Origin of the sequence: Acinetobacter sp. ANC 5054 (assembly GCF_002135295.1) — a bacterium.
GTDB lineage: Bacteria > Pseudomonadota > Gammaproteobacteria > Pseudomonadales > Moraxellaceae > Acinetobacter.
The window spans coordinates 74,268-95,023 of sequence record NZ_NEGG01000014.1; the positions used below are offsets into that span (position 1 = coordinate 74,268).

General features: G+C 39.2%; 25 protein-coding genes and 1 rRNA gene. 17 read left to right on the forward strand and 9 right to left on the reverse strand.

Features of this window, described 5'->3' with window-relative positions; all coding sequences use genetic code 11:
* Positions 1–8: 8 nt before the first annotated feature.
* Positions 9–1,322 carry an MFS transporter gene (locus B9T33_RS13785; RefSeq protein WP_086179473.1) on the forward strand — a complete coding sequence of 438 codons (1,314 nt, stop codon included), beginning with the start codon at positions 9–11 and terminating at the stop codon, positions 1,320–1,322.
* A gap of 95 nt (positions 1,323–1,417) precedes the next feature.
* On the opposite strand, the gene B9T33_RS13790 is transcribed toward B9T33_RS13785, so the two are convergent.
* Both B9T33_RS13790 and B9T33_RS13795 read right to left on the reverse strand, forming a co-directional pair.
* A complete protein-coding gene (locus B9T33_RS13790) occupies positions 1,418–1,765 on the reverse strand; it encodes a hypothetical protein (protein WP_086179474.1) in 348 nt (115 codons plus the stop codon).
* Positions 1,766–1,929: 164 nt separating this feature from the next.
* Positions 1,930–2,940, reverse strand: coding sequence for a metallophosphoesterase (locus tag B9T33_RS13795; protein WP_086179475.1), 1,011 nt, complete (start codon positions 2,938–2,940; stop codon positions 1,930–1,932).
* A 141-nt stretch (positions 2,941–3,081) separates the two neighbouring features.
* Here B9T33_RS13795 and B9T33_RS13800 point away from each other — a divergent pair, with 141 nt between their 5' ends.
* Positions 3,082–4,662 carry a phospholipase D family protein gene (locus tag B9T33_RS13800; RefSeq protein ID WP_228145835.1) on the forward strand — a complete coding sequence of 527 codons (1,581 nt, stop codon included), beginning with the start codon at positions 3,082–3,084 and terminating at the stop codon, positions 4,660–4,662.
* A gap of 42 nt (positions 4,663–4,704) precedes the next feature.
* On the opposite strand, the gene B9T33_RS13805 is transcribed toward B9T33_RS13800, so the two are convergent.
* Positions 4,705–5,520: a lysophospholipid acyltransferase family protein gene (locus B9T33_RS13805; protein ID WP_086179477.1), complete on the reverse strand. Its 816-nt coding sequence runs from the start codon at positions 5,518–5,520 to the stop codon at positions 4,705–4,707.
* A 380-nt stretch (positions 5,521–5,900) separates the two neighbouring features.
* Here B9T33_RS13805 and hflX point away from each other — a divergent pair, with 380 nt between their 5' ends.
* The 6 genes from hflX (at position 5,901) to B9T33_RS13835 (ending at position 10,209) form a co-directional block, all read left to right on the forward strand.
* The gene (gene hflX / locus B9T33_RS13810; RefSeq protein WP_086179478.1) at positions 5,901–7,235 is read left to right on the forward strand and encodes a ribosome rescue GTPase HflX; all 1,335 of its coding nucleotides are present in this window, start codon (positions 5,901–5,903) and stop codon (positions 7,233–7,235) included.
* Positions 7,236–7,279: 44 nt separating this feature from the next.
* Positions 7,280–7,651, forward strand: coding sequence for a hypothetical protein (locus tag B9T33_RS13815; RefSeq protein WP_086179479.1), 372 nt, complete (start codon positions 7,280–7,282; stop codon positions 7,649–7,651).
* 10 nt (positions 7,652–7,661) lie between these two features.
* Positions 7,662–8,336 (forward strand): LrgB family protein, encoded by a 675-nt coding sequence (locus tag B9T33_RS13820; RefSeq protein ID WP_086179480.1) that lies wholly within the window; start codon positions 7,662–7,664, stop codon positions 8,334–8,336.
* A 339-nt stretch (positions 8,337–8,675) separates the two neighbouring features.
* Positions 8,676–9,113, forward strand: coding sequence for a DUF2147 domain-containing protein (locus B9T33_RS13825; RefSeq protein WP_228145837.1), 438 nt, complete (start codon positions 8,676–8,678; stop codon positions 9,111–9,113).
* A gap of 60 nt (positions 9,114–9,173) precedes the next feature.
* Positions 9,174–9,623 (forward strand): DUF2147 domain-containing protein, encoded by a 450-nt coding sequence (locus tag B9T33_RS13830; protein ID WP_086179482.1) that lies wholly within the window; start codon positions 9,174–9,176, stop codon positions 9,621–9,623.
* Positions 9,624–9,762: 139 nt separating this feature from the next.
* A complete protein-coding gene (locus B9T33_RS13835) occupies positions 9,763–10,209 on the forward strand; it encodes a DUF2147 domain-containing protein (RefSeq protein ID WP_086179483.1) in 447 nt (148 codons plus the stop codon).
* A gap of 67 nt (positions 10,210–10,276) precedes the next feature.
* On the opposite strand, the gene B9T33_RS13840 is transcribed toward B9T33_RS13835, so the two are convergent.
* The 5 genes from B9T33_RS13840 to B9T33_RS13860 all read right to left on the reverse strand — a co-directional run bounded on the left by B9T33_RS13840 (position 10,277) and on the right by B9T33_RS13860 (position 14,557).
* A complete protein-coding gene (locus tag B9T33_RS13840; RefSeq protein WP_086179484.1) occupies positions 10,277–11,125 on the reverse strand; it encodes a symmetrical bis(5'-nucleosyl)-tetraphosphatase in 849 nt (282 codons plus the stop codon).
* Complete coding sequence (gene rsmA / locus B9T33_RS13845; RefSeq protein WP_086179485.1) at positions 11,126–11,941, reverse strand: 16S rRNA (adenine(1518)-N(6)/adenine(1519)-N(6))-dimethyltransferase RsmA; 816 nt, start codon at positions 11,939–11,941, stop codon at positions 11,126–11,128.
* 295 nt (positions 11,942–12,236) lie between these two features.
* A complete protein-coding gene (locus B9T33_RS13850) occupies positions 12,237–13,025 on the reverse strand; it encodes a pilus assembly protein PilJ (protein WP_143224018.1) in 789 nt (262 codons plus the stop codon).
* A gap of 78 nt (positions 13,026–13,103) precedes the next feature.
* Positions 13,104–14,087, reverse strand: coding sequence for a 4-hydroxythreonine-4-phosphate dehydrogenase PdxA (pdxA, locus tag B9T33_RS13855; protein WP_086179487.1), 984 nt, complete (start codon positions 14,085–14,087; stop codon positions 13,104–13,106).
* An 89-nt stretch (positions 14,088–14,176) separates the two neighbouring features.
* The gene (locus tag B9T33_RS13860) at positions 14,177–14,557 is read right to left on the reverse strand and encodes a hypothetical protein (protein ID WP_086179488.1); all 381 of its coding nucleotides are present in this window, start codon (positions 14,555–14,557) and stop codon (positions 14,177–14,179) included.
* A 189-nt stretch (positions 14,558–14,746) separates the two neighbouring features.
* Here B9T33_RS13860 and rplM point away from each other — a divergent pair, with 189 nt between their 5' ends.
* The 9 genes from rplM (at position 14,747) to B9T33_RS13905 (ending at position 20,512) form a co-directional block, all read left to right on the forward strand.
* A complete protein-coding gene (rplM, locus tag B9T33_RS13865) occupies positions 14,747–15,175 on the forward strand; it encodes a 50S ribosomal protein L13 (protein ID WP_004722943.1) in 429 nt (142 codons plus the stop codon).
* Between the two features lie 12 nt (positions 15,176–15,187).
* Complete coding sequence (gene rpsI / locus B9T33_RS13870; protein WP_078190115.1) at positions 15,188–15,574, forward strand: 30S ribosomal protein S9; 387 nt, start codon at positions 15,188–15,190, stop codon at positions 15,572–15,574.
* Between the two features lie 323 nt (positions 15,575–15,897).
* Positions 15,898–16,551 (forward strand): glutathione S-transferase N-terminal domain-containing protein, encoded by a 654-nt coding sequence (locus B9T33_RS13875; RefSeq protein ID WP_086179489.1) that lies wholly within the window; start codon positions 15,898–15,900, stop codon positions 16,549–16,551.
* A 27-nt stretch (positions 16,552–16,578) separates the two neighbouring features.
* Complete coding sequence (locus B9T33_RS13880; RefSeq protein WP_086179490.1) at positions 16,579–17,007, forward strand: ClpXP protease specificity-enhancing factor; 429 nt, start codon at positions 16,579–16,581, stop codon at positions 17,005–17,007.
* Between the two features lie 16 nt (positions 17,008–17,023).
* Positions 17,024–17,671, forward strand: coding sequence for a hypothetical protein (locus B9T33_RS13885; protein ID WP_086179491.1), 648 nt, complete (start codon positions 17,024–17,026; stop codon positions 17,669–17,671).
* Between the two features lie 414 nt (positions 17,672–18,085).
* Positions 18,086–18,445 (forward strand): hypothetical protein, encoded by a 360-nt coding sequence (locus tag B9T33_RS13890; protein WP_086179492.1) that lies wholly within the window; start codon positions 18,086–18,088, stop codon positions 18,443–18,445.
* A gap of 87 nt (positions 18,446–18,532) precedes the next feature.
* Positions 18,533–19,513 (forward strand): hypothetical protein, encoded by a 981-nt coding sequence (locus tag B9T33_RS13895; RefSeq protein WP_086179493.1) that lies wholly within the window; start codon positions 18,533–18,535, stop codon positions 19,511–19,513.
* 14 nt (positions 19,514–19,527) lie between these two features.
* Entirely contained in the window at positions 19,528–20,073 is a 546-nt protein-coding gene (locus tag B9T33_RS13900; RefSeq protein WP_086179494.1) for a GTP-binding protein, read from the forward strand.
* Positions 20,074–20,083: 10 nt separating this feature from the next.
* The gene (locus tag B9T33_RS13905) at positions 20,084–20,512 is read left to right on the forward strand and encodes a roadblock/LC7 domain-containing protein (protein ID WP_086179495.1); all 429 of its coding nucleotides are present in this window, start codon (positions 20,084–20,086) and stop codon (positions 20,510–20,512) included.
* Between the two features lie 110 nt (positions 20,513–20,622).
* Here the strand turns inward: B9T33_RS13905 and rrf are convergent.
* Positions 20,623–20,737: ribosomal RNA gene (rrf, locus tag B9T33_RS13910) — 5S ribosomal RNA — on the reverse strand.
* Between the last annotated feature and the right edge of the window lie 19 nt (positions 20,738–20,756).

Consider the following 20,756-nt stretch of genomic DNA (forward strand, 5'->3'; position numbering starts at 1 on the left):
GGTCCACCATGGCGTCTTCAAGTGCTGCTGCATCGGAACAGCAACCAACAAATTCAAAATTCCGCGTACTTACAGCAAGTCTCGTAGGTACGACAATCGAGTTCTTCGATTTCTATATCTATGCAACTGCGGCTGTCATTATCTTCCCGCATCTGTTCTTCCCTGCAAGTACAGATCCAACAACTGCGACTATTCAATCTTTAGCGACCTTCGCGATTGCGTTTATTGCCCGTCCGATTGGTGCAGCATTTTTCGGCCATCTCGGTGACCGTATTGGTCGAAAAGCAACCCTCGTTGCTGCCCTCCTCACTATGGGTATTTCGACCGTTTGTATTGGTTTACTTCCAACCTATGCACAAATTGGTATCGTAGCGCCGTTATTACTCGCACTTTGCCGCTTAGGCCAAGGTTTAGGCTTAGGTGGTGAATGGTCGGGGGCGGTTCTGCTTGCAACTGAAAACGCTCCAGAAGGCAAACGTGCATGGTACGGTATGTTCCCTCAATTGGGTGCACCTATCGGATTTATTCTTGCGACTGGCTCATTCTTGACGCTTGGTCATTTCATGTCTGAAGCAGAATTTATGCAATGGGGCTGGCGTATTCCATTTATTGCAAGTGCATTACTGGTGATTGTCGGCCTTTGGATTCGTCTAAAACTACATGAAACTCCTGCGTTCCAAAAAGTTTTGGATAAGCAAAAAGAAGTTAACATTCCATTTAAAGAAGTGATCACAAAACACTGGGGTATGTTGATTCTTGGTACGATTGCAGCCATTTGTACATTCGTAGTGTTCTACTTGACTACAGTATTCGCATTACAATGGGGTACCACTCAGCTCGGTTACTCGCGTGAAGAGTTTTTAAAACTTCAACTTGTAGCAACACTCTGTTTTGCAGCGTTCATTCCACTTTCTGCGGTATTCGCTGAGAAATTTGGTCGTAAAGCGACATCCATTGCGGTTTGCGTAGTATCGGCATTATTCGGTTTAGTCTTCTCAAGCATGCTCGAGTCTGGCAGCACAGCAGTTGTGTTCCTGTTCCTATGTATTGGTCTTGCGATCATGGGTTTAACGTATGGCCCAATTGGCACTGTATTATCTGAAATTTTCCCGACTTCAGTTCGTTATACAGGCTCTGCTTTAACCTTTAACTTGGCAGGGATCTTCGGTGCGTCATTTGCACCGCTGATCGCAACAAAACTTGCAACAGGTTACGGTTTATATGCTGTAGGTTACTACTTAACAGCGGCATCAATTCTTTCACTATTGGCATTCTTGCTGATTCGTGAAACCAAAAATGATGATGTGAATAATCAGGTTTAATTCTGCTCTTCACAAAAAAGCCAGCATGACAATGCTGGCTTTTTTATGCTTTAAGATCATGAATAGGCCATTCTATTGAATATCCCTATTACCCACTATATCGCTTGCTGAAGATCATCCATCATCAACTGATAGGTATCTTCAAATTGCGCACGATCGCCACCTGAGTTGTAGTAGCTTGGCACAATATAAGTCACCACTTGCTGATGATCCTCATTGAAATACAGCACATTCACTAAACGTTCAATTTCATCTTCAACAATGCCATTTTGCGTCACTAACTTAACAAACTGTGCATAAAAATTTGTAGAGAAACCTTGGTCCCCAACATCAGAAGCTGATGTAAAATCAACTTCTAGCTGCTTTAAACCTTGTTCGATTTGAGCCGATTGCTCCTCTGTAATGCCAAACAATGTACCAATTTCTTTATGGAATTCTGACATAGTAAGCTACTCATAATTAGTGTGATGTTGCTATTGAAAGCTTTATATTTGTTCTCTGTTGAGTATCACATCAACCACAATGTAACACTGCCACATCATCAAATTGAGCTTTTGACTCCACCAATATAATAAGAGTTGTCTTGTATTTCCAATACCACTTGTCGCTAAATTAATTCAATAATATCAATCGTTGGTGGCACACGAAAACGAAATGGCACGCCGACCATGCCGGTTCCAACTGTCACAAACACATCGGCATTTTCATGCTGATATAAACCTTTTTTATGACCTAAAATCGACACCTTCTTCATGACATAGTCGGTCAACCACGGTAGTTCCACTTGTCCGCCATGCGTATGCCCAGACAGCATTAATGGACGACCCGGTAATTTCGGCACCATATCCACAGTATCTGGATTATGGGAAAGAATCAGCCAAGGTTTATCTTGAGGGAGCTCAGGTAAATAGCGCATATCGGCTTTACCTGCCCAAAGGTCACCAATGCCAAGCAAACGGAATTCATTAAACTCCAAAACTTGCCCTTCAATATCTATAACATTGTTCGAGCTCAAAGCGTGTTTTAACAGTTCCTGAATTGGTGGGCCGGGATACTGTTCATCATGGTTACCATTTACCGAATAAATAGGCGCCACAATATCTTTCAGTACAGCGAGTTCTTCTGCGAGTTTATTTTCAGGTTCATAAGTCCAATCTCCTGCCACAACCACAAGATCTGGATTCTGCGCATTAATCTTTTCAACGATAATTTTCAATTGACGTTCATGCCCAGAAAATAAACCGATGTGTAGATCACCAATAAGGGCAATGCGCACGGGTTTTAGTAATTGCCGATCTTCATGCAGCTTATATTGCAACTTTTGCACACGTACAAAATGCGGTTCGATGAAACGTGCATAACACAATACCCCAGTCACCAACGCAACAAATATTGCTTCGTGCAATGAGTAGTAACCACTCCAGCCTGCATACAAACTAAAGAAAAATAAGGGAATAAGTAAGTATGACAAATAAAATGCCAGCAAATGCACAAAGGCTTTAAAAGGATGAATGGTTTCCGTGCGCGACTGGCTCAACCATGCTTGAGAGATGGCCCATAGCCCAAGCATCGCTAAACCAATATAAAAATACATCACTACGGAATCTAATTCCCACATACATTTGCTCTACAATTTGTCCGACTAGAAATTCTGTCTCTATATTTATCTTTTCACAGCTGGCACTTATACTCAAATCAAATTTTTTAGTAACCTTGTCGTATGAATCCTGCCTCAAACTTTCAACACAAAACATCTCACATGCGGACACACTCTAAAGCTGTGTTGCTGAGCTGTAGCCTCGTTTTGAGTTTGTCGGCATGTACAACGTTACCTAAACAACAAATACAACCTGTCGAATACGCATTTAATACACCTACAGAACAAACCAGTCTGGCTAAAATTGTGCAACCACTGCGTGAACAGAACCCCAATTTGACGGGTTATCACGTACTGTATGACCCATTAGAAGCACTGGCAGCGCGCATCGAACTGATCAACAAAGCCGAAAAAAGCCTCGACTTGCAATATTATATTTGGGATAACGATAAAATCGGCTCATTGGCACTGCATGCCATGATTCAAGCTGCAGATCGTGGGGTAAAAATTCGATTATTGGTCGATGATAACAATGCCAAGAAAATGGAAGGCATTTATATGGCACTTGATCAACATACAAATATTGAGGTCAAGCTATATAATCCCTACCGTTTTCGACATTTTCGTGCCATGGATATGGTGCTAGATCTAAAACGTATTAACCGTCGTATGCACAATAAAAGCTTTATTGCTGACAATCAAATCGCCTTGATTGGTGGTCGTAATATGAGCAACCAATATTATAATGTCAGTGACAATTACCAATTTTCTGATGTGGATGTCATGTTAGTGGGTGCAGCATCAGATGAAATTATTCATTCCTTCGATGAATATTGGAACGATGACTATGCATTTCCAGTGAGACAATTGGTCAACCCACGCCATTACACCTTACGCTTTGACGGTCTTAAACAACAGCTAGAGGCCTATAACCAAGAAGCGACAGTAGTCAATTACCTTGATCTTGCCAATCGTTCACACGCCTTTGAAAACTGGCTCAATAACGACATTCAATTTGATTGGGTAAAAGCTGAAGTTGTTAAAGACTCTCCAAGTAAAATCAAATCCAAAGCCAAAAAAGAAGAACATTTAAATTTTCAGTTACTCAATCACTTAGATAAACCTGAGCATAGTGTTGATATTGTTTCGGCTTATTTTGTCCCTGAAAAAAAAGGGGCACAACGCCTGAAAAAACTCAGTGAAGATGGGGTAAAAGTTCGCGTTTTGACCAACTCATTCCAGGCCAATGACGTTCCTTTGGTGCATGCTTTTTACAGTAAATACCGTCAAGACTTACTGGAACATGATGTTCAGCTTTATGAGTTTTTATCTACACCAGATTCTGAAAACTTAAATACCAATACCAAAGAAATTGCTGAAAAATCTAAAGTCAGCATGAAAGGTCTAAGCCGCTCAAGTTTGCATGCCAAGTTAATGGCCTTAGATGAAAAGCAAGTGTTTATCGGTTCCTTTAACTTCGACCCACGTTCTGCTTATTTAAATACTGAAATTGGTGTCTTACTGAATAGCCCTCGCCTAGCGAAGGCTGTGCACTACACGATGGATGAAAATCTAAGTAAATATGCTTATAAATTGGTATTAAATGCAGATCAACGTATTAATTGGAAAATTAAGCTATCCAATGGAAATGTACGTACCTATAGCCATGAACCCAAAATTAAATGGTGGAAAAAAGCTGGCTTGAAAGCTATTTCGTGGTTACCGCTTGAAGGCTTTATGTAAGAGATTCATCGGCTAAGAAATAGCGCGCTATACACCTATCACTTAATCAGCGAGAGGTGTATTCAGCACTTGTGCATGTAACTTTTCCAAGCCTTGCGTCATTTTTTCTTGAACTTCCTGTGTCAAAGATTCAACCGTATGACCTGTCGAATCAATGGCAGGCAAGGTCATCAAATGCGCAGTGACGTTCGGCATTTCCAATACATTGCGCACATGTCGATCAAAACTGATTTCCCCCACATAAGGCGCAACCATATCGAGTTGACCGTCCTGATTCACATAGCAAATCAAACATATTTGTACAGGACGACCTGCACTAATCGCTGCACCCAACAACCGACCATGGACTTTTTTAATTTTACGACCATCAGAGGTTGTTGCTTCTGGGAAAAACAGCACTGGGCTGTCTTGTTTTAAAAAGTCAGTAATTTGCTCTTTAATTTTAAGGGAATCGCCTGATCCACGCTTAATAAATAAGGTACCACCGCCTTTGGCCAAATTGCCCAACACTGGCCATTTCTCAATTTCAGCTTTTGCCAAAAAGAAAACACGTGCACCTGAACCTAATACCGCGATATCCAACCAAGAAATATGATTACTCACCCAAAGCGCAGGTTGACGTGGAATTTCACCGTGTACTTTCACATCAATATTGAAGACTTTGCATAATTTACGGCAAAAATACTGTACATAACGGGTATTTTTTGGGTTATTCGGGTTTTTATACAATTGATATCGATAAACCAAATAAAATCCTTGAGTAACCGCAACAGCAGCTGCACCGATTTTTTTGCAATACAGGTAAAATTTCGAAACTGCATTCAACTGACTGGTATTTGCGATTTGAGGTTGGTTCATAAAAGCTTCACTGAATTTACAGATTGCCGAGTTCTGGCTTGATTTTTCATCATAGTATACCGAAGAGATTTATTTTGCATTGATCATAAAAACCGAAGTTGGAGATAATTTTTTCCCATTTCAATCGTCTTAAGGAATTACTTATTATATTTACATCGGTTTAATAGTTGAACAATCATGAATAAAACCAAATCAACATCTGCAAATATTTCGGCATGGCAAGCCTTGAAATCTATTGCGTGCTTTTCAATGTTGTATTGTGCTGCCATTTTTCTATTCGCCTTGAGTTTACACAACTTTCAATAAATTGATCTCGCCTTAATTCACCCTCTTGCGTGATTTTCGCCTAAACTATCTCTTTCAACAGGAGTAAGTATTGAGTGGAAAATTTAAATCAACATCAAGACAGCGGTGAACGCGTTATTTTGGTCAGCGTTGCAGTACAAATGCTGCAAGATCTTGATGCCGAAGAATTCCACTTACTCGCTCAGTCTGCTGGCGCCAATATCCTTGAGCATATTCAGGCGCAGCGCATTAAACCCGATGCCAAATTATTTATCGGTTCAGGAAAAGCAGAAGAAATTGCTGAGGTGGTTCAACAGCTTGACGCTGAATTGGTGATTTTTGATCATTCATTGACCCCTGCGCAAGCACGTAACCTCGAACGCATCATGCAATGCCGCGTGGTAGACCGTACAGAATTAATTTTAGACATTTTCGCGCAGCGTGCCCGGACTTATGAAGGTAAGCTACAAGTCGAGCTTGCGCAGTTACAACATATGGCATCGCGATTGATCCGTAGCCGTGGTGATCTCGATAGCCAAAAAGGCGGGATCGGACTACGTGGCCCAGGTGAAACTTTACTCGAAACAGACCGTCGTTTACTCAAGTTACGTATGGGACAACTTAAGGCCAAACTCGAAAAAGTACGACTCACCCGTATTCAAGGTCGCGTGGCACGCCAGAAAGCTGCGGTGCCTACGGTGTCATTGGTCGGTTATACCAATGCTGGCAAATCGACCCTATTTAATATTTTGGCAAAAAGTGATGTCTATGCTGCTGACCAACTGTTTGCCACACTTGATCCAACACTTCGTCGCTTACACTGGGATGGTATTGGCAATCTCGTACTAGCCGATACCGTGGGTTTTGTACGGAATTTATCACATTCATTGGTGGAATCATTTAAAGCAACTTTAGAAGAAACCCTTGAAGCAACGCTCTTACTTCATGTCATCGACTCAAGTAGTCCTGATATGATGGAGCAAATCGATGCGGTCGAAAAAGTCCTGAAAGAAATTGGTGCCGATGTACCAATTTTAAGGGTCTATAACAAAATCGATGCCAGTGGCGAAGATGCGAAAATTGTATATGGCAAGCCACATCAACCTGAACGTGTCTATGTTTCTGCACATAGTGGCAAAGGACTCCCCTTGTTGCGTCAGGCCGTTCAAGAATGTCTCATGGGGCAAATCCAAAGTTTTGAAGTTACTCTAAAACCCGCTTATGGGAAACTTCGCACACAGCTGTATGCATTAAATGTCATTCAAAGTGAAAATTATGATGAGCAAGGCAATTTAATTTTGCATGTCATTATTGCACCACATAAGCTCGAACAACTTATTAAACAAGCGCATTTACCGATTGAAGAGATTTTAGGAAAACGTGCACAACAATTTCAAAGACCATTAGAAGAATTTGAAATAAAAGACTAAATCGGTTAAAACGTGATTAGTAAAATTTTAATGACAGATAAAAAATGGACTGGATCAAGCACATCGACTGGAAAGCCTGGGTAGGCACAATTGCATTAATTATTATTTTCCGTGAAGCTTCGGTCTGGGTCATGAAGCAATTCAACCATCCAGAACTCGGTAATTTAGTCGGTTTGATCAGCCTTTTGATCGTACTGTCACTTTGGCGCAAGTTCAATAAAATCCCTGCAAGTCTGGTTGATACCAACAATAAAATCATGAAAGAAAGCGCCTTTGCTTTCTTACCCATCAGCGCAGGTTCGCTGCTCATGATGATGCATTTAGGCGATGAAATTCCAATGTTTTTGATTGTGCTTTTTGTCAGTACCCTCATTCCGCTGTGGGTATACGCCAAAATGTCTAAGAAATGGTTATAGGAGAATCATCATGCTTTCAATTCTTTCTGGATTCTTCATTACCCTGATTGCCTATTTAGTCGCAAAGCCGATCAATAAAAAATTACCACAAATTCCTGTTATTGTGATTGGGATGTTTTTCGTCATTGGCATGCTGTATGTATTCAGCATCTCTTATGAAAATTATATGGCGCAAGTTAATCCACTATTCAACAACTTATTGGGCTACGTGACTGTTGCTTTAGCAATCCCTTTAGCAGCAATGCGTTATGACGATTTACCCTTAAAAGCCGTTGGTGGAATTTTGGTCTTTGCCAGCATCAGTGCTGTAGCCTTGCCGATGAGTTTGGCTTATTTACTGCATTTGTCTGATCCAACCATTATGGCTTTTGCCACCCGCGCAGTAACGACACCTATTGCGATTAATATTGCCACCTTACTGCATTCTCCAATTCCTTTGGTTATTCTGATTGTGATTTTATCTGGTGTAATTGGCGCAGCATTTTCACCGCTCATTCTTAAAAATATACATGATGAACGTGCTTCAGGCTTAGCACTGGGACTCGCAGCTCATGCCATTGGAACAGCACAGGCATGGCAACGTGGCAGTGTTGCTGGACGCTATGCTGCTTTTGGCATGGCTGTAAATGCCGTCTTTACTGCAATCTGGTTGCCAACGTTCATACTGTTCCTAGAAAAAATGTGACTGATCAATCACTTTTAAATGATTGTTTTGTATAAAAAATACACTTAATATCCCATATAGGTTTTGTAAGGCTGTTAAAGTAAATTTTGCGAATAATTGTTTTGCCGATCATTGCTTTATATCATCGGCAAAATAAGTATGTTCTATATTATTTCTCTATCAGTTTTACAACGTCATTATTGTGGAAAGCCGCTTTTTGCGTACCATGTCAACTTTCACACAAAAAATGTCAATATTTGGTCTTAGAGTAGTTGCTCTCTGTTTAAATATTACCTAGTATGCTCAATAAACCACCATAAAGTGTATTGATAAAGGATTATTAATATGATTGAAAAAAATATGAAATGGGCTGCTGTACTTGGTGCTTTGGTTACAAGCTCCACACTTTTTGCTCAAGATCTTACTGGGACTTGGCAACAAATTGATGATAAAACTGGTTCACCTAAAGCACTGATCGAAATTCGAAAAGATGCCAAAGACACCTATACAGGGAAAATCATCAAAGTAACGCCACGTCCAGGTTATACACCAAAGGAAAAATGTGTAAATTGCCCTGCACCGTATACCAACCAACCTATTTTAGGGATGGATGTATTTAAGGGGCTAAAATTAGAGGGCGAAAATACATATGCTGATGGAAAAATCATCGATCCTTTAGCAGGTAAAATTTATAGCCTTAAAGGTAAAATTTCTGCAAATGGTAAACGCTTACATTTACGTGGTTATTTAGGCATTTCCGCAATTGGCCGTACGCAGACATGGATCCGCGCTGAGTAAATTTTAAATTTATTGAGTTTAATTATTTGATATAGGTGAACCACCTACAGGAAATATCTGATGAAAAAATTAAAAGTGGGCTTCTTATTCTTAGCTGCTGTAATGAGTGGTTCAGCTTTTGCACAAGACCTTTCCGGAACTTGGCAACAGATTGATGATAAGACAGGTTCACAAAAAGCCGTCATTGAAATTCGTAAAGATAATAATGGGGCTTTCATCGGTAAGATTGTCAAAATTACTCCGCGCCCTGGTTACACTCCACGTGATACATGTGTAGACTGCCCTGCGCCATATAAAAACAAACCAATTTTAGGCTTAGATGTACTCACCGGTTTGAAGCATGTGGAAGGAACCAATAATTACGAAAAAGGTCGTATTATTGATCCTTTAACTGGCAAAATTTACGATACTAAAGTCCGTATCAATGCCAATGGCAAGCGTTTAACACTACGTGGCTATATGGGTGTTTCAGCACTTGGCCGTAGTCAAACATGGATTCGTCAAGACTAATTTTAGTTAAAATTAAAATACCGCCTTCGGGCGGTTTTTTATTATCAGTTAGAATTAAATCTAAAATTTAAGTTGACTATTCCAGTAAACTTTTTAACATACATGCTCATTAAAACCGCTTTGAGGGGAATAAGCGATCATGTTAAAGAAATTATTATTAATCATCAGTGCATTTAGTTTAATGAATTTTGCCTTTGCTAATGACATTACAGGTACATGGCAACAAATCGATGATAAATCTGGCGCACCCAAAGCAATCATTGAAATTTCAAAAGAATCAAATAACACATATACGGGTAAAATTATTAAAATCACCCCGCGTCCAGGCTATACACCGCAAAAAACTTGCAATCGTTGTCCAGCACCTTATAAAAATCAGCCTATTCTCGGCATGGAGATTATTAAAGGCTTAAAACAAGTAAATGGCACCAATAATTATGAAAAAGGCCGCGTCATCGATCCATTGGCAGGTAAAATTTATGATGCAAAAATTCGTTTAAATAGCACTGGTAAACGTCTCACTTTACGTGCAAGTATTGGTGTTTCAGTACTTGGTCGTAACCAAACGTGGATTCGCCTTGATTAATTCAAACGAATCAATAAAGAGGCCACATAAATGTGGCCTTTTTATATCTTAGATGAGCATTTAACGATTACACCACAGGGTTATCGACTGCAAACATGGTTTGATCTTCTAGGCGATAAGCCATCAATTGATTGCCCCAAACACAACCACCATCCACATTTTGGATTTTGTCTGAAATGGTCTTACCTTGTAAGGCAGCCCAATGACCAAAGAAAATCTGATGTGTTTTAGCTGCTTGTGAGTCAAATTCAAACCATGGCTTAAAACCTTCAGGCATTGGATCTTCAAGACTATCCTTAAAACTAAACTCCAAACGCCCTTCTGCATTGGTTAAACGCATTCGTGTCAGATAGTTGGTAATACAACGTAAACGTGCATTTCCCTCTAAATCATCCGACCAAAGATCTGGCTTTTTGCCATACATCTCTGTTAAGAACTCATCCACAATTTCAAAATCTTCATGACCTATTACGGCTTGAACTTCTTTAGCCAAAGCATCTGTTTGCTCTGCCGTCCAATTCAATGGAATTCCCGCATGCGTCAAAATCGTGTGATCATTTGGAAATAGGCAGAGTGGCTGTTTACGCAACCAGTCAATCAGATCATCACTTTCCAAGGCATTAATCACATCACGAATATTGTCTTTTTCGTTAATTTCTTTAATGCCACGAGCACTTGCAAGCAAGGTTAGATCATGATTACCCAGTACCGTCGCAGCAACATTACGATCAACCAATTTTTTGATAAACCGAATGGCACCAACGGAATTTTCACCACGTGCGACCAAGTCACCCGCAAACCAAATAAAATCTTGATCGGGATCAAATTGGATTTCTTTCAATAATGCTTTTAATGCCTCAAAACATCCTTGAACATCACCAATGACGTAGTTATATCGAATGTTTTCACGAGACATTTATGCATCTACCATTTGATCTGAAAGTGCAACAAACTGAGCGAGGCTTAACGTTTCTGGGCGCGCCATTGGATCAACGCCTGCATTTTCAAAACCGTCTTCAACCAACATACCTTTTAAGCTGTTACGCAAGGTTTTGCGGCGCTGAGTAAATACATGCGATACTAAACGTGCCAAGGCTTTCTCATTCTTCGCAATAATCGGTTTAACCGCATAAGGCTCCAAGCGGAACACTGCTGATGTCACTTTCGGTGGCGGATTGAATGATCCCGGTGGTACTTCAAACAAGAACGTCGGTTTACAGAAATATTGAATCATCACCGATAAACGGCCATATTCTTTGGTATTAGGCTCAGCCGTAATGCGATCCACCACTTCTTTTTGCAACATGAAATGCATGTCTTTCACTTTGTCGCCAAACTCTAAGAGATGGAAAAGCAGTGGTGTCGAAATGTTATACGGTAAGTTACCAACCACACGCAGTGGACGGCCTTCTTGGAATAATTCAGTAAAATCGTATTTTAACGCATCAGTTTCAACGATGGTTAAACGTTCAGGATGTGGCACACGACCTGGCAAACCAGCAGCCAAATCACGGTCAAGCTCAACGACGGTTAAAGCATCACACTCACCAATTAAAGGTGACGTTAAGGCAGCAAGACCGGGACCAATTTCGACAACATTATCGCCGCCACGCGGGTTCACTGAACGTACAATTTTGGCAATGACACGTTGGTCATGTAAGAAGTTTTGACCAAAACGCTTACGCGTGTGATGCCCTTCATCTTTTGGGTTTAAGGCATTAATTTGATACATAAAAACATTTCCAACATGAGAGTATTGATAACAAGCAGTGAAGAAGATTGCGCTTAATGGCCTGAAAATACCGCACAAGATATGCCAGAACTAAAATAAAGCACTTCACCGAAGACTAATTATTTTAACACAGCTCAACTCATATCGTGATATATCCGCACTCACGCCTCTCTCTCTTCGCATTTTGCTTCAATACTTCATGGAAAGCATCCATGGACATAACATGAATGCTGAGATACTGGAATGCTTAATTGCTCTACACATATTACCTTTTAGTTAAAGGCGCTTAAGACATTTATTTTAATTTATTCAGCTCATCAAAAATTTCATTTGATTTCACTTTAATATCTTTCATCGCTTTATTTACTTCAATGACTTCACGACTGATTTTACGAATATCCACTGAAGCTGGAAGAAGTACTTCCTCTACTTCACTTTGAATAGATTCTAAACTTGAACGTAACTCGGGATCATTGACTCGAACTACCCCTAACTCAGGATTACCTTCGAGTTGTGCCTTAACATAGGCAGCAAAAGTTTCAACATCAGCATCAAAATCTGCAGCATTGGCAGTGTAATAATCCTTCGAATTTATCAAGCCAGACGTCGATCTTAAAATACGTTCAGCAATAAAAACTTGATTTTTAGCCAGCACAACTTGAGCTGAAGGGTAATTATTTCGGGCCATCTGATCAACCATCAAGTTATATTCAGCCTGAATTCCGGGTATTGTTTCTGAAACTGCTATATGCATATCGTAAATATGATTCAAATTCTTTTTATTCTTTTTGATTACATCAATATCAGCATTCAATGCATCCACATTATGCATAAATTTATCCGCATCGTACTGATTTGAAATTTGCTTCACCACTGAAGGGGCCAGTTGATTCAGTTTTTCTTGACTGGCCTGCAAAGTATTTACGTACTCAAGATGCCCTGTGATTGCATCTTCTGACTGTCTCTCAATTTGTAAAGACAGCACACGTAAATCACAAACATTATGCTGTGTCGTCATGAGTGAACATGCAGATAACATGAATACAAGCGCGATGCCCAAAAATGGGCGAGCTATCGACTTCAACTCCAACATCTTATTATTTTTAATGATTATTTTTGATAAATTGTTTCGATCATTCATTTAAAGTTTAAACCTTTATTATTAAGTACAATTATTATTTTGGCGGGCCAATTCTAAAGCCAAATCTACAGCCACATTTAAACTCGAACTTTTAGCAAGCCCCGTTCCAGCCAGAGACAATGCTGTGCCGTGATCAACAGAAGTTCGGATAAATGGTAAGCCTAAAGTAATATTGATGGCCTCACCAAAGCCCTGCGATTTTAACACAGGAAGCCCTTGGTCGTGATACATCGCCAATACAGCATCCGCATCTTTTAAATTTTCTGGGGTAAATAAGGTATCGGCAGGCAAACTCAGGCTCATATTCACGCCTTGCGCACGGTAAGTTTCCAGCACAGGGTTAATCACTTCAATCTCTTCCATGCCCAAATAGCCATCTTCACCCGCATGCGGGTTTAAGCCACACACCAAAATATGTGGATGCTCTTTTTTAAATTTTGTTTTTAAATCATGAATAAGAATATCAATCACCTGATGCAAGCGCTCTGCGGTAATTGCATCAGGTACATCACGCAAAGCTAAATGCGTCGTCGCTAAAGCAACACGTAAAGTTTTGGTTGCGAGCATCATCACGACACGTGGCACACCCGCAAATTCCTGATAAAACTCGGTATGACCACTAAAGTGAATACCGGCTTCATTGATAATCGATTTTTGTACTGGTGCAGTCGCCACCCCTACACTTTTACCAGACATGGCATATTCAGCAGAACGGCGCAGTTGCTCCAGCACATAAGCGGCATTATTCACATCCAACTGACCTGCAATAACAGGATCAGCCAAAGGCACATGCTCTATATACAGTTGCCCTGCCACTGCCGAACTTGGCTGCCCATGATAATCGACCAATTCAACATTGAGCTTTAAGCATTCTGCACGCTGTTGCAATAAGCCTTTATCAATCAAAACCACAATCGGACGTTCATCTACGCGATTGGCTAAACTTAAACAAATATCGGGGCCAATGCCTGCGGGTTCACCACTTGTGATATATAAGGGCAACATGCGTGTATCCTATGTATGCAATATACTTATTATACTGTGCGACACACCTTCCAGCCGAAATTAAATCAATTAAACTTGATTGTCACACCTTAAAAATATGTCCTTGTTGATGAATTGTAGGGGATAAGCTCAAAAGCAAAGCCCAAAATTCCTATCCCCCACACCAAGGCTAGCGCGCAGAAGAGAAATACTTTAATGCGTTGTACATGCTTGGGATAACGACTCATCAACCAGAATGTTGCACTACCAACTACAAAAAAACCGAGAAGTAAATAAACGATGTAGTACGTCACAAATAATAAAAAGAATGCCGTCAATAAGACCAGTAAACCATCAACAGCACCATATAAAGACATCAGATACAAATACAGCGGACTGACGATCAGTGCAATCAATAGGGATAAGATTTTCAACCATTGCGGCCAGAAAGAAGTTACAGGCTTTACATTATTGTCAATTTGAACTGGCATATTATATTTTCATCATATTTTTTATCATTTCTAGATTATGCGCTGTTTATTGTTGAAGATATAGACTACAATAGCGCGCTTGAAATTCTAAATTTCGATTGTGGATTCTTCACATTTCAGGTAGAATTCGCGCTCCTTTAGTTTGGACAGATTCCATAGTCCAAACCAACTATAATAGGTAGTGGTTTAATGAAAACTCTCAGCGCTAAGCCTGCTGAAGTTCAACACGACTGGTACGTTGTTGATGCTTCTGGCAAAACTTTAGGTCGCCTTGCGACTGAAATCGCTCGTCGTTTACGCGGTAAGCACAAAACTTCTTATACTCCTCACGTTGACACTGGTGACTACATCGTTGTTATCAATGCTGAGCAAGTTCAAGTGACTGGTAAAAAATCACTTGATAAGAAATATTATCGCCACACTGGTTTCCCTGGTGGTATTCGTGAAACTAATTTCGAAAAATTAGTTGCTCACAAACCAGAAGAAATCTTCGAACGTGCTGTAAAAGGCATGTTGCCAAAAGGTCCTCTTGGTTATGCAATGATCAAGAAAATGAAAGTGTACGCTGGTACTGAGCATCCTCATACTGCTCAACAGCCACAAGTTTTGGACATCTAAGGGATACAGCACATGGCTACTAACTATGGTACAGGTCGCCGTAAGACCGCAACTGCACGTGTTTTCCTATCAGCTGGTACTGGTAAACTCGTAATTAACAACCGTTCTTTAGAACAATATTTCGGTCGTGAAACTGCTCGTATGGTTGTTAACCAACCACTTGAGCTTTTAGAAGCTACTGAAAAATATGACCTTTACATCACTGTTGCTGGTGGTGGTATTGGTGGTCAAGCAGGCGCTATCCGTCACGGTATTACTCGTGCATTGATCGCTTCTGACGAAACTCTTAAACCTGCTCTTCGTCAAGCTGGTTTCGTTACTCGTGATGCTCGTGAAGTTGAACGTAAGAAACTTGGTTTACGTAAAGCTCGTAAACGTCCTCAATTCTCTAAACGTTAATTCGTTTACCGAATCGGACAAAAAAGCCTTGGTTTATACCAAGGCTTTTTTTATTGCAAAATTAAAATTAAAACAAATGCAAAAAGCGACTTATTGCTTGAAATTTAGATATGTACAGCAAGTCAAAGCACACATTCAACTAGAATCAGATATTACAGTGAAGATAAACATAATTGATATCACTCATTTAATAACGTTCCAGATCCCATTCAGTCCTAAGAAGCAAAATGAAGCATTGATACAAAACAATAATCCAAAGTCTTCCGTGATTTTATGGGCTATTTTTAGTATCCTATCTTATTCATTTATCATTGTTTCGGATTATGACAGTCGAAAATGCACCTCTTCAAGGGATTACGCTTTACAGTCATGCGGATGACTTTCGCTCACACTGGATACGCTATGTACTTGCAGAGAAGCAAATTAAGCACAACTTAATTATCGTAGAAGATGATGATGAAGATGTAGCCAGTCTTAATCCTTATAACCAACTGCCCATGATGATAGAAAACGGCTTAAAACTGTATAAAAGCAGCATTATTGCCGAATATTTAGATGACCGATATCGTCAAAATAAACTCTATGCCGATGCACCAATGCCACGTGCTGAACAACGACAGTATGTGTGGCGATTTGAACAAGACTGGTTAAGACTCGCAGATATTATGCTGCGCCATCCAGATACACTCGATGAGCACGCCAAACAAAAAGCACAAAAACAGCTGCGTGATACACTCGTATCACTTACCCCCTTGTTTCAGCATTATCCATATTTTATGTCTGAACAATTTGGCATGTTAGACTGTATGCTTGCACCCATTTTTTTACGCTTAAAAAGCATGGGTATCGAATTACCAAAGCAACATTGCCGCCCAATCTTCCTTTATTGTCAGCGCATATTTAGCCGCCCTGCTTTTATCAAATCTTTGACAATTCAGGAAAAAAATCGTTATAGCGAACATTTAGCTAAAAATTAAATTTGATTATTTTATCGAGCCAAACTTATGTCTGAACAAGAATTGAAACTTAGCCCCACCCGCCCATACCTGACACGCGCATTGTATGAATGGATCTGTGACAATCAATTGACACCATACCTCCTTGTAGATGCAACAAAACAAGACACCATGGTTCCAGTACAATATGTACAAGATGGTCAAATTGTATTAAACATTGCACCACACGCGACACATGCTCTACACATAAGCAATGATGCCATTACATTCTCTGCACGCTTTGGCGGAGTTTCACAGAACCTCTATGTTCCTTTTGCCGCAGTCCTTGGTATTTATGCCCGAGAAAATGGTCAAGGGATGTTCTACGACCCAGAAGAATATGCCGATATCAAAAATGATCAAAATGCTTTAAAATCAAACGATCAAGAACAAGAAGAGCAACCGAAGAAAAAACCTGGGTTAAGGTTGCTCGATTAAAAGAACGGAGCAAATTATGGCTTTTGATTTAGTCCAATATTTCGTAGAACAAATAGAAACGCAAAAGCCTGAGCTTTTAAGCGACTTACCGCGCGATGAAAAACGCCAGTATCTTCGTGAAATCAATGCCTTAACGCTTGGCGAACTGATTCAACAGTCGAAAACCAATGGAACTAAAGTTTATCAGGAAATTTCAAATCCTGACGAACTATACATCCAAGAAGTGTCAAGGCATTTAACCACAAGCTCATCTAATGCTTCGACTCTACCTAAAAACGTACTTGAACCGCTCACAACTGAAGTTTTCCGCCTACAGTTAAATGAATTAAAGCAACTGCATGATACAGCTTCACATACCCCACAAAGCATTCAAGAATTATTAAATGGTCAAATTGAACATTTATCAGGTCAAGCAGACGATTGGGTTTGGTCAACAAATCACCTATTAGAACTCAAAGGCACTAAACCAACTGTACAAGAAGAGATATCATTGGACGAGTCTATGAAGGAGTTTAACCAAATGGTGAATCAACACAGCCAACACGATCTAGGTACTGAAATCACAGAAGTTGCTGTACCAACTTGGTCAAAAATTATTGAGCCTGTTGTTGCTATTGCAATTTTATGGGTACTTTATTGTGCTGCAACAAAAATGTTTGCTTAACAGCACGACTTTTTGTGAATAAAAACCTGCTTCGAGGCAGGTTTTTTTGTGCCTAATCTTTTAAAGTACACCTTAATTTGATAGCCTATGTTTACTTTTGTAATCAATCATATTTTGTCGTTCAACATTCATCATTTTTGCAATCAACTTACAAATAATTACATTTGAATTTTTGGTAAATTTTTTAAGCCTGAAAACACACTAAAATTAAAATATAGCAAATTAAATCACATTTTTATTATCATCAAACTTCGCCGCCTGTAAAAAAATTATTTTCCTTTTAAAGCAATAAATTAATTATATTGCAAAGCCGAATTAGTTTTCTATAATTAAATAAAGTGATTAAAAAACAAACTTAATTACTCGGATATCTACAAATAACAATCATGTATAACCAAAAACGAGGGAAAAAAGATGGCTAAAGTTTCATTAGAATCACTCACAACAATAGATGGTTTTCATGCTGCAGCATTAGTTGACGGTGAAAGTGGGCTAGCAATGGCTACTCAAGGTGGAGGAGATATCGATTTAGAATTAGCGGCTGCTGGCAACACAGAAGTTGTTCGCTCAAAAAGACGTGTCGCTCAATCATTAAATCTTAATGACAATATCGTAGACATACTAATCACATTAGGTAAGCAGTATCACCTCATTCGTCCACTGGAAAATAATGAATCGATGTTCTTATACTTAGTACTTGATCGCAGTAAAGCGAATTTAGCAATGGCTCGCCACGAATTAAAATCTTATGAAAAAAGTTTAGATTTTGCTTAATTTTATCAGAGCCCCTCTTATTCAAATAAGAGGGGTTTTTTTTCATTGATTGTTTTTAAATCAGTCAGGTTTATCTATGAGGCTAGCATGAATAAGCAATATATTAATATTGGGATCGCAGGTTTAAGCATTCACGACTCAGATCAGCTCAAACACCAGCTTTATGCCATTTTTCCACACCATTTCAATCTTCAGTGGAAAAATGCAGCTGATATTAATTTAGATTGCCTATTTATTCATGAACGTTTCTTTGAAACTGAAGGTATTCAACGTATTTTAACAAGACGTGCATTACCATGGCTTAAGATATCCAAAGATAAATTGCAATCTGGCCGTGTCCGTAACAACACACTTTATCTCCCTATTGATGATACCCAAGACCTTAACAAATGGGTTGATGAAAATTTAGTCAACCATTCAGAACAAGAGCTATTTGAACAAATCGAGGAACAAGAATTAGATAATTTAGAAAATGCCAATTTTATAAAATTTGATGAAGATTTTTTTAAAAATATGTTTTTAGAAGGACAACAAGAGAAATTACATCTTTTCGATGATCAAGGTACCTTAGCAGTTATTGATGTAACACAAAATATTGCTTGGCTAAATAAAAACCGTAGTATTACCTATACAAATGAAAGTTTTTTGTATGAGTCTGCATCAATAAATCACCTCACAATCGTCAGTCGAAAAGATCCTGTAATACTGCAAGATTGGCTATGGAATTTATTCTGGGGAACCAAATATTTCAGTCAAACCATTCCAGAGGACGGTCACTTTAGGATTTTATCTTGGCCAAAACCACATTCACATTTAGAACATAAACAAATATTTCAACTTTCAGCCTGTTTTATCCAAGGCGCGAAAATGTCTAAAATTGCTGAACAATGTAATATTCCTTTAGATGTGATACGACAATTTATTGCAGCAAATACAGCAACGCAGAATATTAAGAAAATTAATATTTGGGATACACATTACAACCCACCGGAACTCATTACATCTGTTCAGGAGAAAAATTTCGTTCAGAGTTTCTTCAGCAAAATACGTAGAAAATTTGGTTTTTAATCTAGGAGAACATCATGATTCTTCAACAATACAAAATTGTATTTGCAGGCTCGATGGGTGCTGGAAAAACCGAAGCCATTCGTTCTCTTTCAGATATTCCAGTACTGCTTACTGAAGCCTTCAACACAGACCAAACGAGCCATGAAAAACTAGAAACGACAGTAGGAATAGATTACGGAGAAGTAACACTTGAGGATGGCTTAAAAATCGGACTATATGGTACACCAGGTCAAAATCGATTTGATTTCATTTGGCCAGTAATCTGCCAAGGCGCGATCGGTGCGATTATCTTAATTGATCATAATGTTGATGACCCTTTAGGTGAATTAGAGTCTTATTTAGAAACATTCCAAAACTATACAGAAAACATCGCTATTGGAATTACGCATGTTGATGAAGATACAAGTTCGAAAAATACAAACATATATAAAGAATGGTTAATAAGCCAAGACCTATACTCTCCTTTGTTCTTTATTGACTGCCGAAATAAATCTGATGTGTTGCTACTGTTAGAAGCTTTAGTTACCTCAATTGAAGTCAACCACTATATCAGCACATAAGGATCCTAAAATGTTTAATATAAAAAAAAGAACTGCACCACATGAACTAGTACAACATGCGCGTGAGCAGATCAACAATATTATAAATAGTGCGCGTGGCGTACATTTCGTGATGGTATGTTCAACAGATGGCTTCGAACTCACCAGTGTCCATAAACGTGGTCAATATAACAACAGTAAACTTGCAGCTGTTAGTAGCTCTATACTCGCAATGGTTTCAGCTTTTATTAAAGAAATCCAACTAACGGGTTGTCAAAATATCACCCTAGATGCGGAAAATGGCAAAGCGATACTCACATCTGTTTCTGCAAAGAACCATCCAATGATTATTGTTGCTTTAACCGATAAAGATATTTTATTAGGACAAGTTTTATATTTATTAAAAACATCAACTCAATCTATCATTTCAGCAGATCAAGAATTTAATTTAGTTAAATAAATACTAGTTAAGCCATAAATAATATTAAAACTCTTTGCTAATTTTGACTTTTCCCCACACATAAAAAAACACCCCCTGACTCTTTGAATCAGGGGGTGTTTAGAATAATGAGCTGGCGATGACTTACTCTCACATGGGTAACCCCACACTACCATCAGCGCTAAGAGGTTTCACTTCTGAGTTCGGGAAGGGATCAGGTGGTTCACTCTTGCTATTGTCGCCAGCACAACTGTTATGACTTTGC

Coding starts and splice junctions, on each gene's coding strand:
- B9T33_RS13785 (WP_086179473.1), top strand. CDS start 9: ATGGCGTCTTCAAGTGCTGCTGCATCGGAACAGCAACCAACAAATTCA.
- B9T33_RS13790 (WP_086179474.1), bottom strand. CDS start 1,765: ATGTCAGAATTCCATAAAGAAATTGGTACATTGTTTGGCATTACAGAG.
- B9T33_RS13795 (WP_086179475.1), bottom strand. CDS start 2,940: ATGTGGGAATTAGATTCCGTAGTGATGTATTTTTATATTGGTTTAGCG.
- B9T33_RS13800 (WP_228145835.1), top strand. CDS start 3,082: ATGCGGACACACTCTAAAGCTGTGTTGCTGAGCTGTAGCCTCGTTTTG.
- B9T33_RS13805 (WP_086179477.1), bottom strand. CDS start 5,520: ATGAACCAACCTCAAATCGCAAATACCAGTCAGTTGAATGCAGTTTCG.
- B9T33_RS13815 (WP_086179479.1), top strand. CDS start 7,280: ATGGACTGGATCAAGCACATCGACTGGAAAGCCTGGGTAGGCACAATT.
- B9T33_RS13820 (WP_086179480.1), top strand. CDS start 7,662: ATGCTTTCAATTCTTTCTGGATTCTTCATTACCCTGATTGCCTATTTA.
- B9T33_RS13825 (WP_228145837.1), top strand. CDS start 8,676: ATGAAATGGGCTGCTGTACTTGGTGCTTTGGTTACAAGCTCCACACTT.
- B9T33_RS13830 (WP_086179482.1), top strand. CDS start 9,174: ATGAAAAAATTAAAAGTGGGCTTCTTATTCTTAGCTGCTGTAATGAGT.
- B9T33_RS13835 (WP_086179483.1), top strand. CDS start 9,763: ATGTTAAAGAAATTATTATTAATCATCAGTGCATTTAGTTTAATGAAT.
- B9T33_RS13840 (WP_086179484.1), bottom strand. CDS start 11,125: ATGTCTCGTGAAAACATTCGATATAACTACGTCATTGGTGATGTTCAA.
- rsmA (WP_086179485.1), bottom strand. CDS start 11,941: ATGTATCAAATTAATGCCTTAAACCCAAAAGATGAAGGGCATCACACG.
- pdxA (WP_086179487.1), bottom strand. CDS start 14,087: ATGTTGCCCTTATATATCACAAGTGGTGAACCCGCAGGCATTGGCCCC.
- B9T33_RS13860 (WP_086179488.1), bottom strand. CDS start 14,557: ATGCCAGTTCAAATTGACAATAATGTAAAGCCTGTAACTTCTTTCTGG.
- rplM (WP_004722943.1), top strand. CDS start 14,747: ATGAAAACTCTCAGCGCTAAGCCTGCTGAAGTTCAACACGACTGGTAC.
- rpsI (WP_078190115.1), top strand. CDS start 15,188: ATGGCTACTAACTATGGTACAGGTCGCCGTAAGACCGCAACTGCACGT.
- B9T33_RS13875 (WP_086179489.1), top strand. CDS start 15,898: ATGACAGTCGAAAATGCACCTCTTCAAGGGATTACGCTTTACAGTCAT.
- B9T33_RS13880 (WP_086179490.1), top strand. CDS start 16,579: ATGTCTGAACAAGAATTGAAACTTAGCCCCACCCGCCCATACCTGACA.
- B9T33_RS13885 (WP_086179491.1), top strand. CDS start 17,024: ATGGCTTTTGATTTAGTCCAATATTTCGTAGAACAAATAGAAACGCAA.
- B9T33_RS13890 (WP_086179492.1), top strand. CDS start 18,086: ATGGCTAAAGTTTCATTAGAATCACTCACAACAATAGATGGTTTTCAT.
- B9T33_RS13895 (WP_086179493.1), top strand. CDS start 18,533: ATGAATAAGCAATATATTAATATTGGGATCGCAGGTTTAAGCATTCAC.
- B9T33_RS13900 (WP_086179494.1), top strand. CDS start 19,528: ATGATTCTTCAACAATACAAAATTGTATTTGCAGGCTCGATGGGTGCT.
- B9T33_RS13905 (WP_086179495.1), top strand. CDS start 20,084: ATGTTTAATATAAAAAAAAGAACTGCACCACATGAACTAGTACAACAT.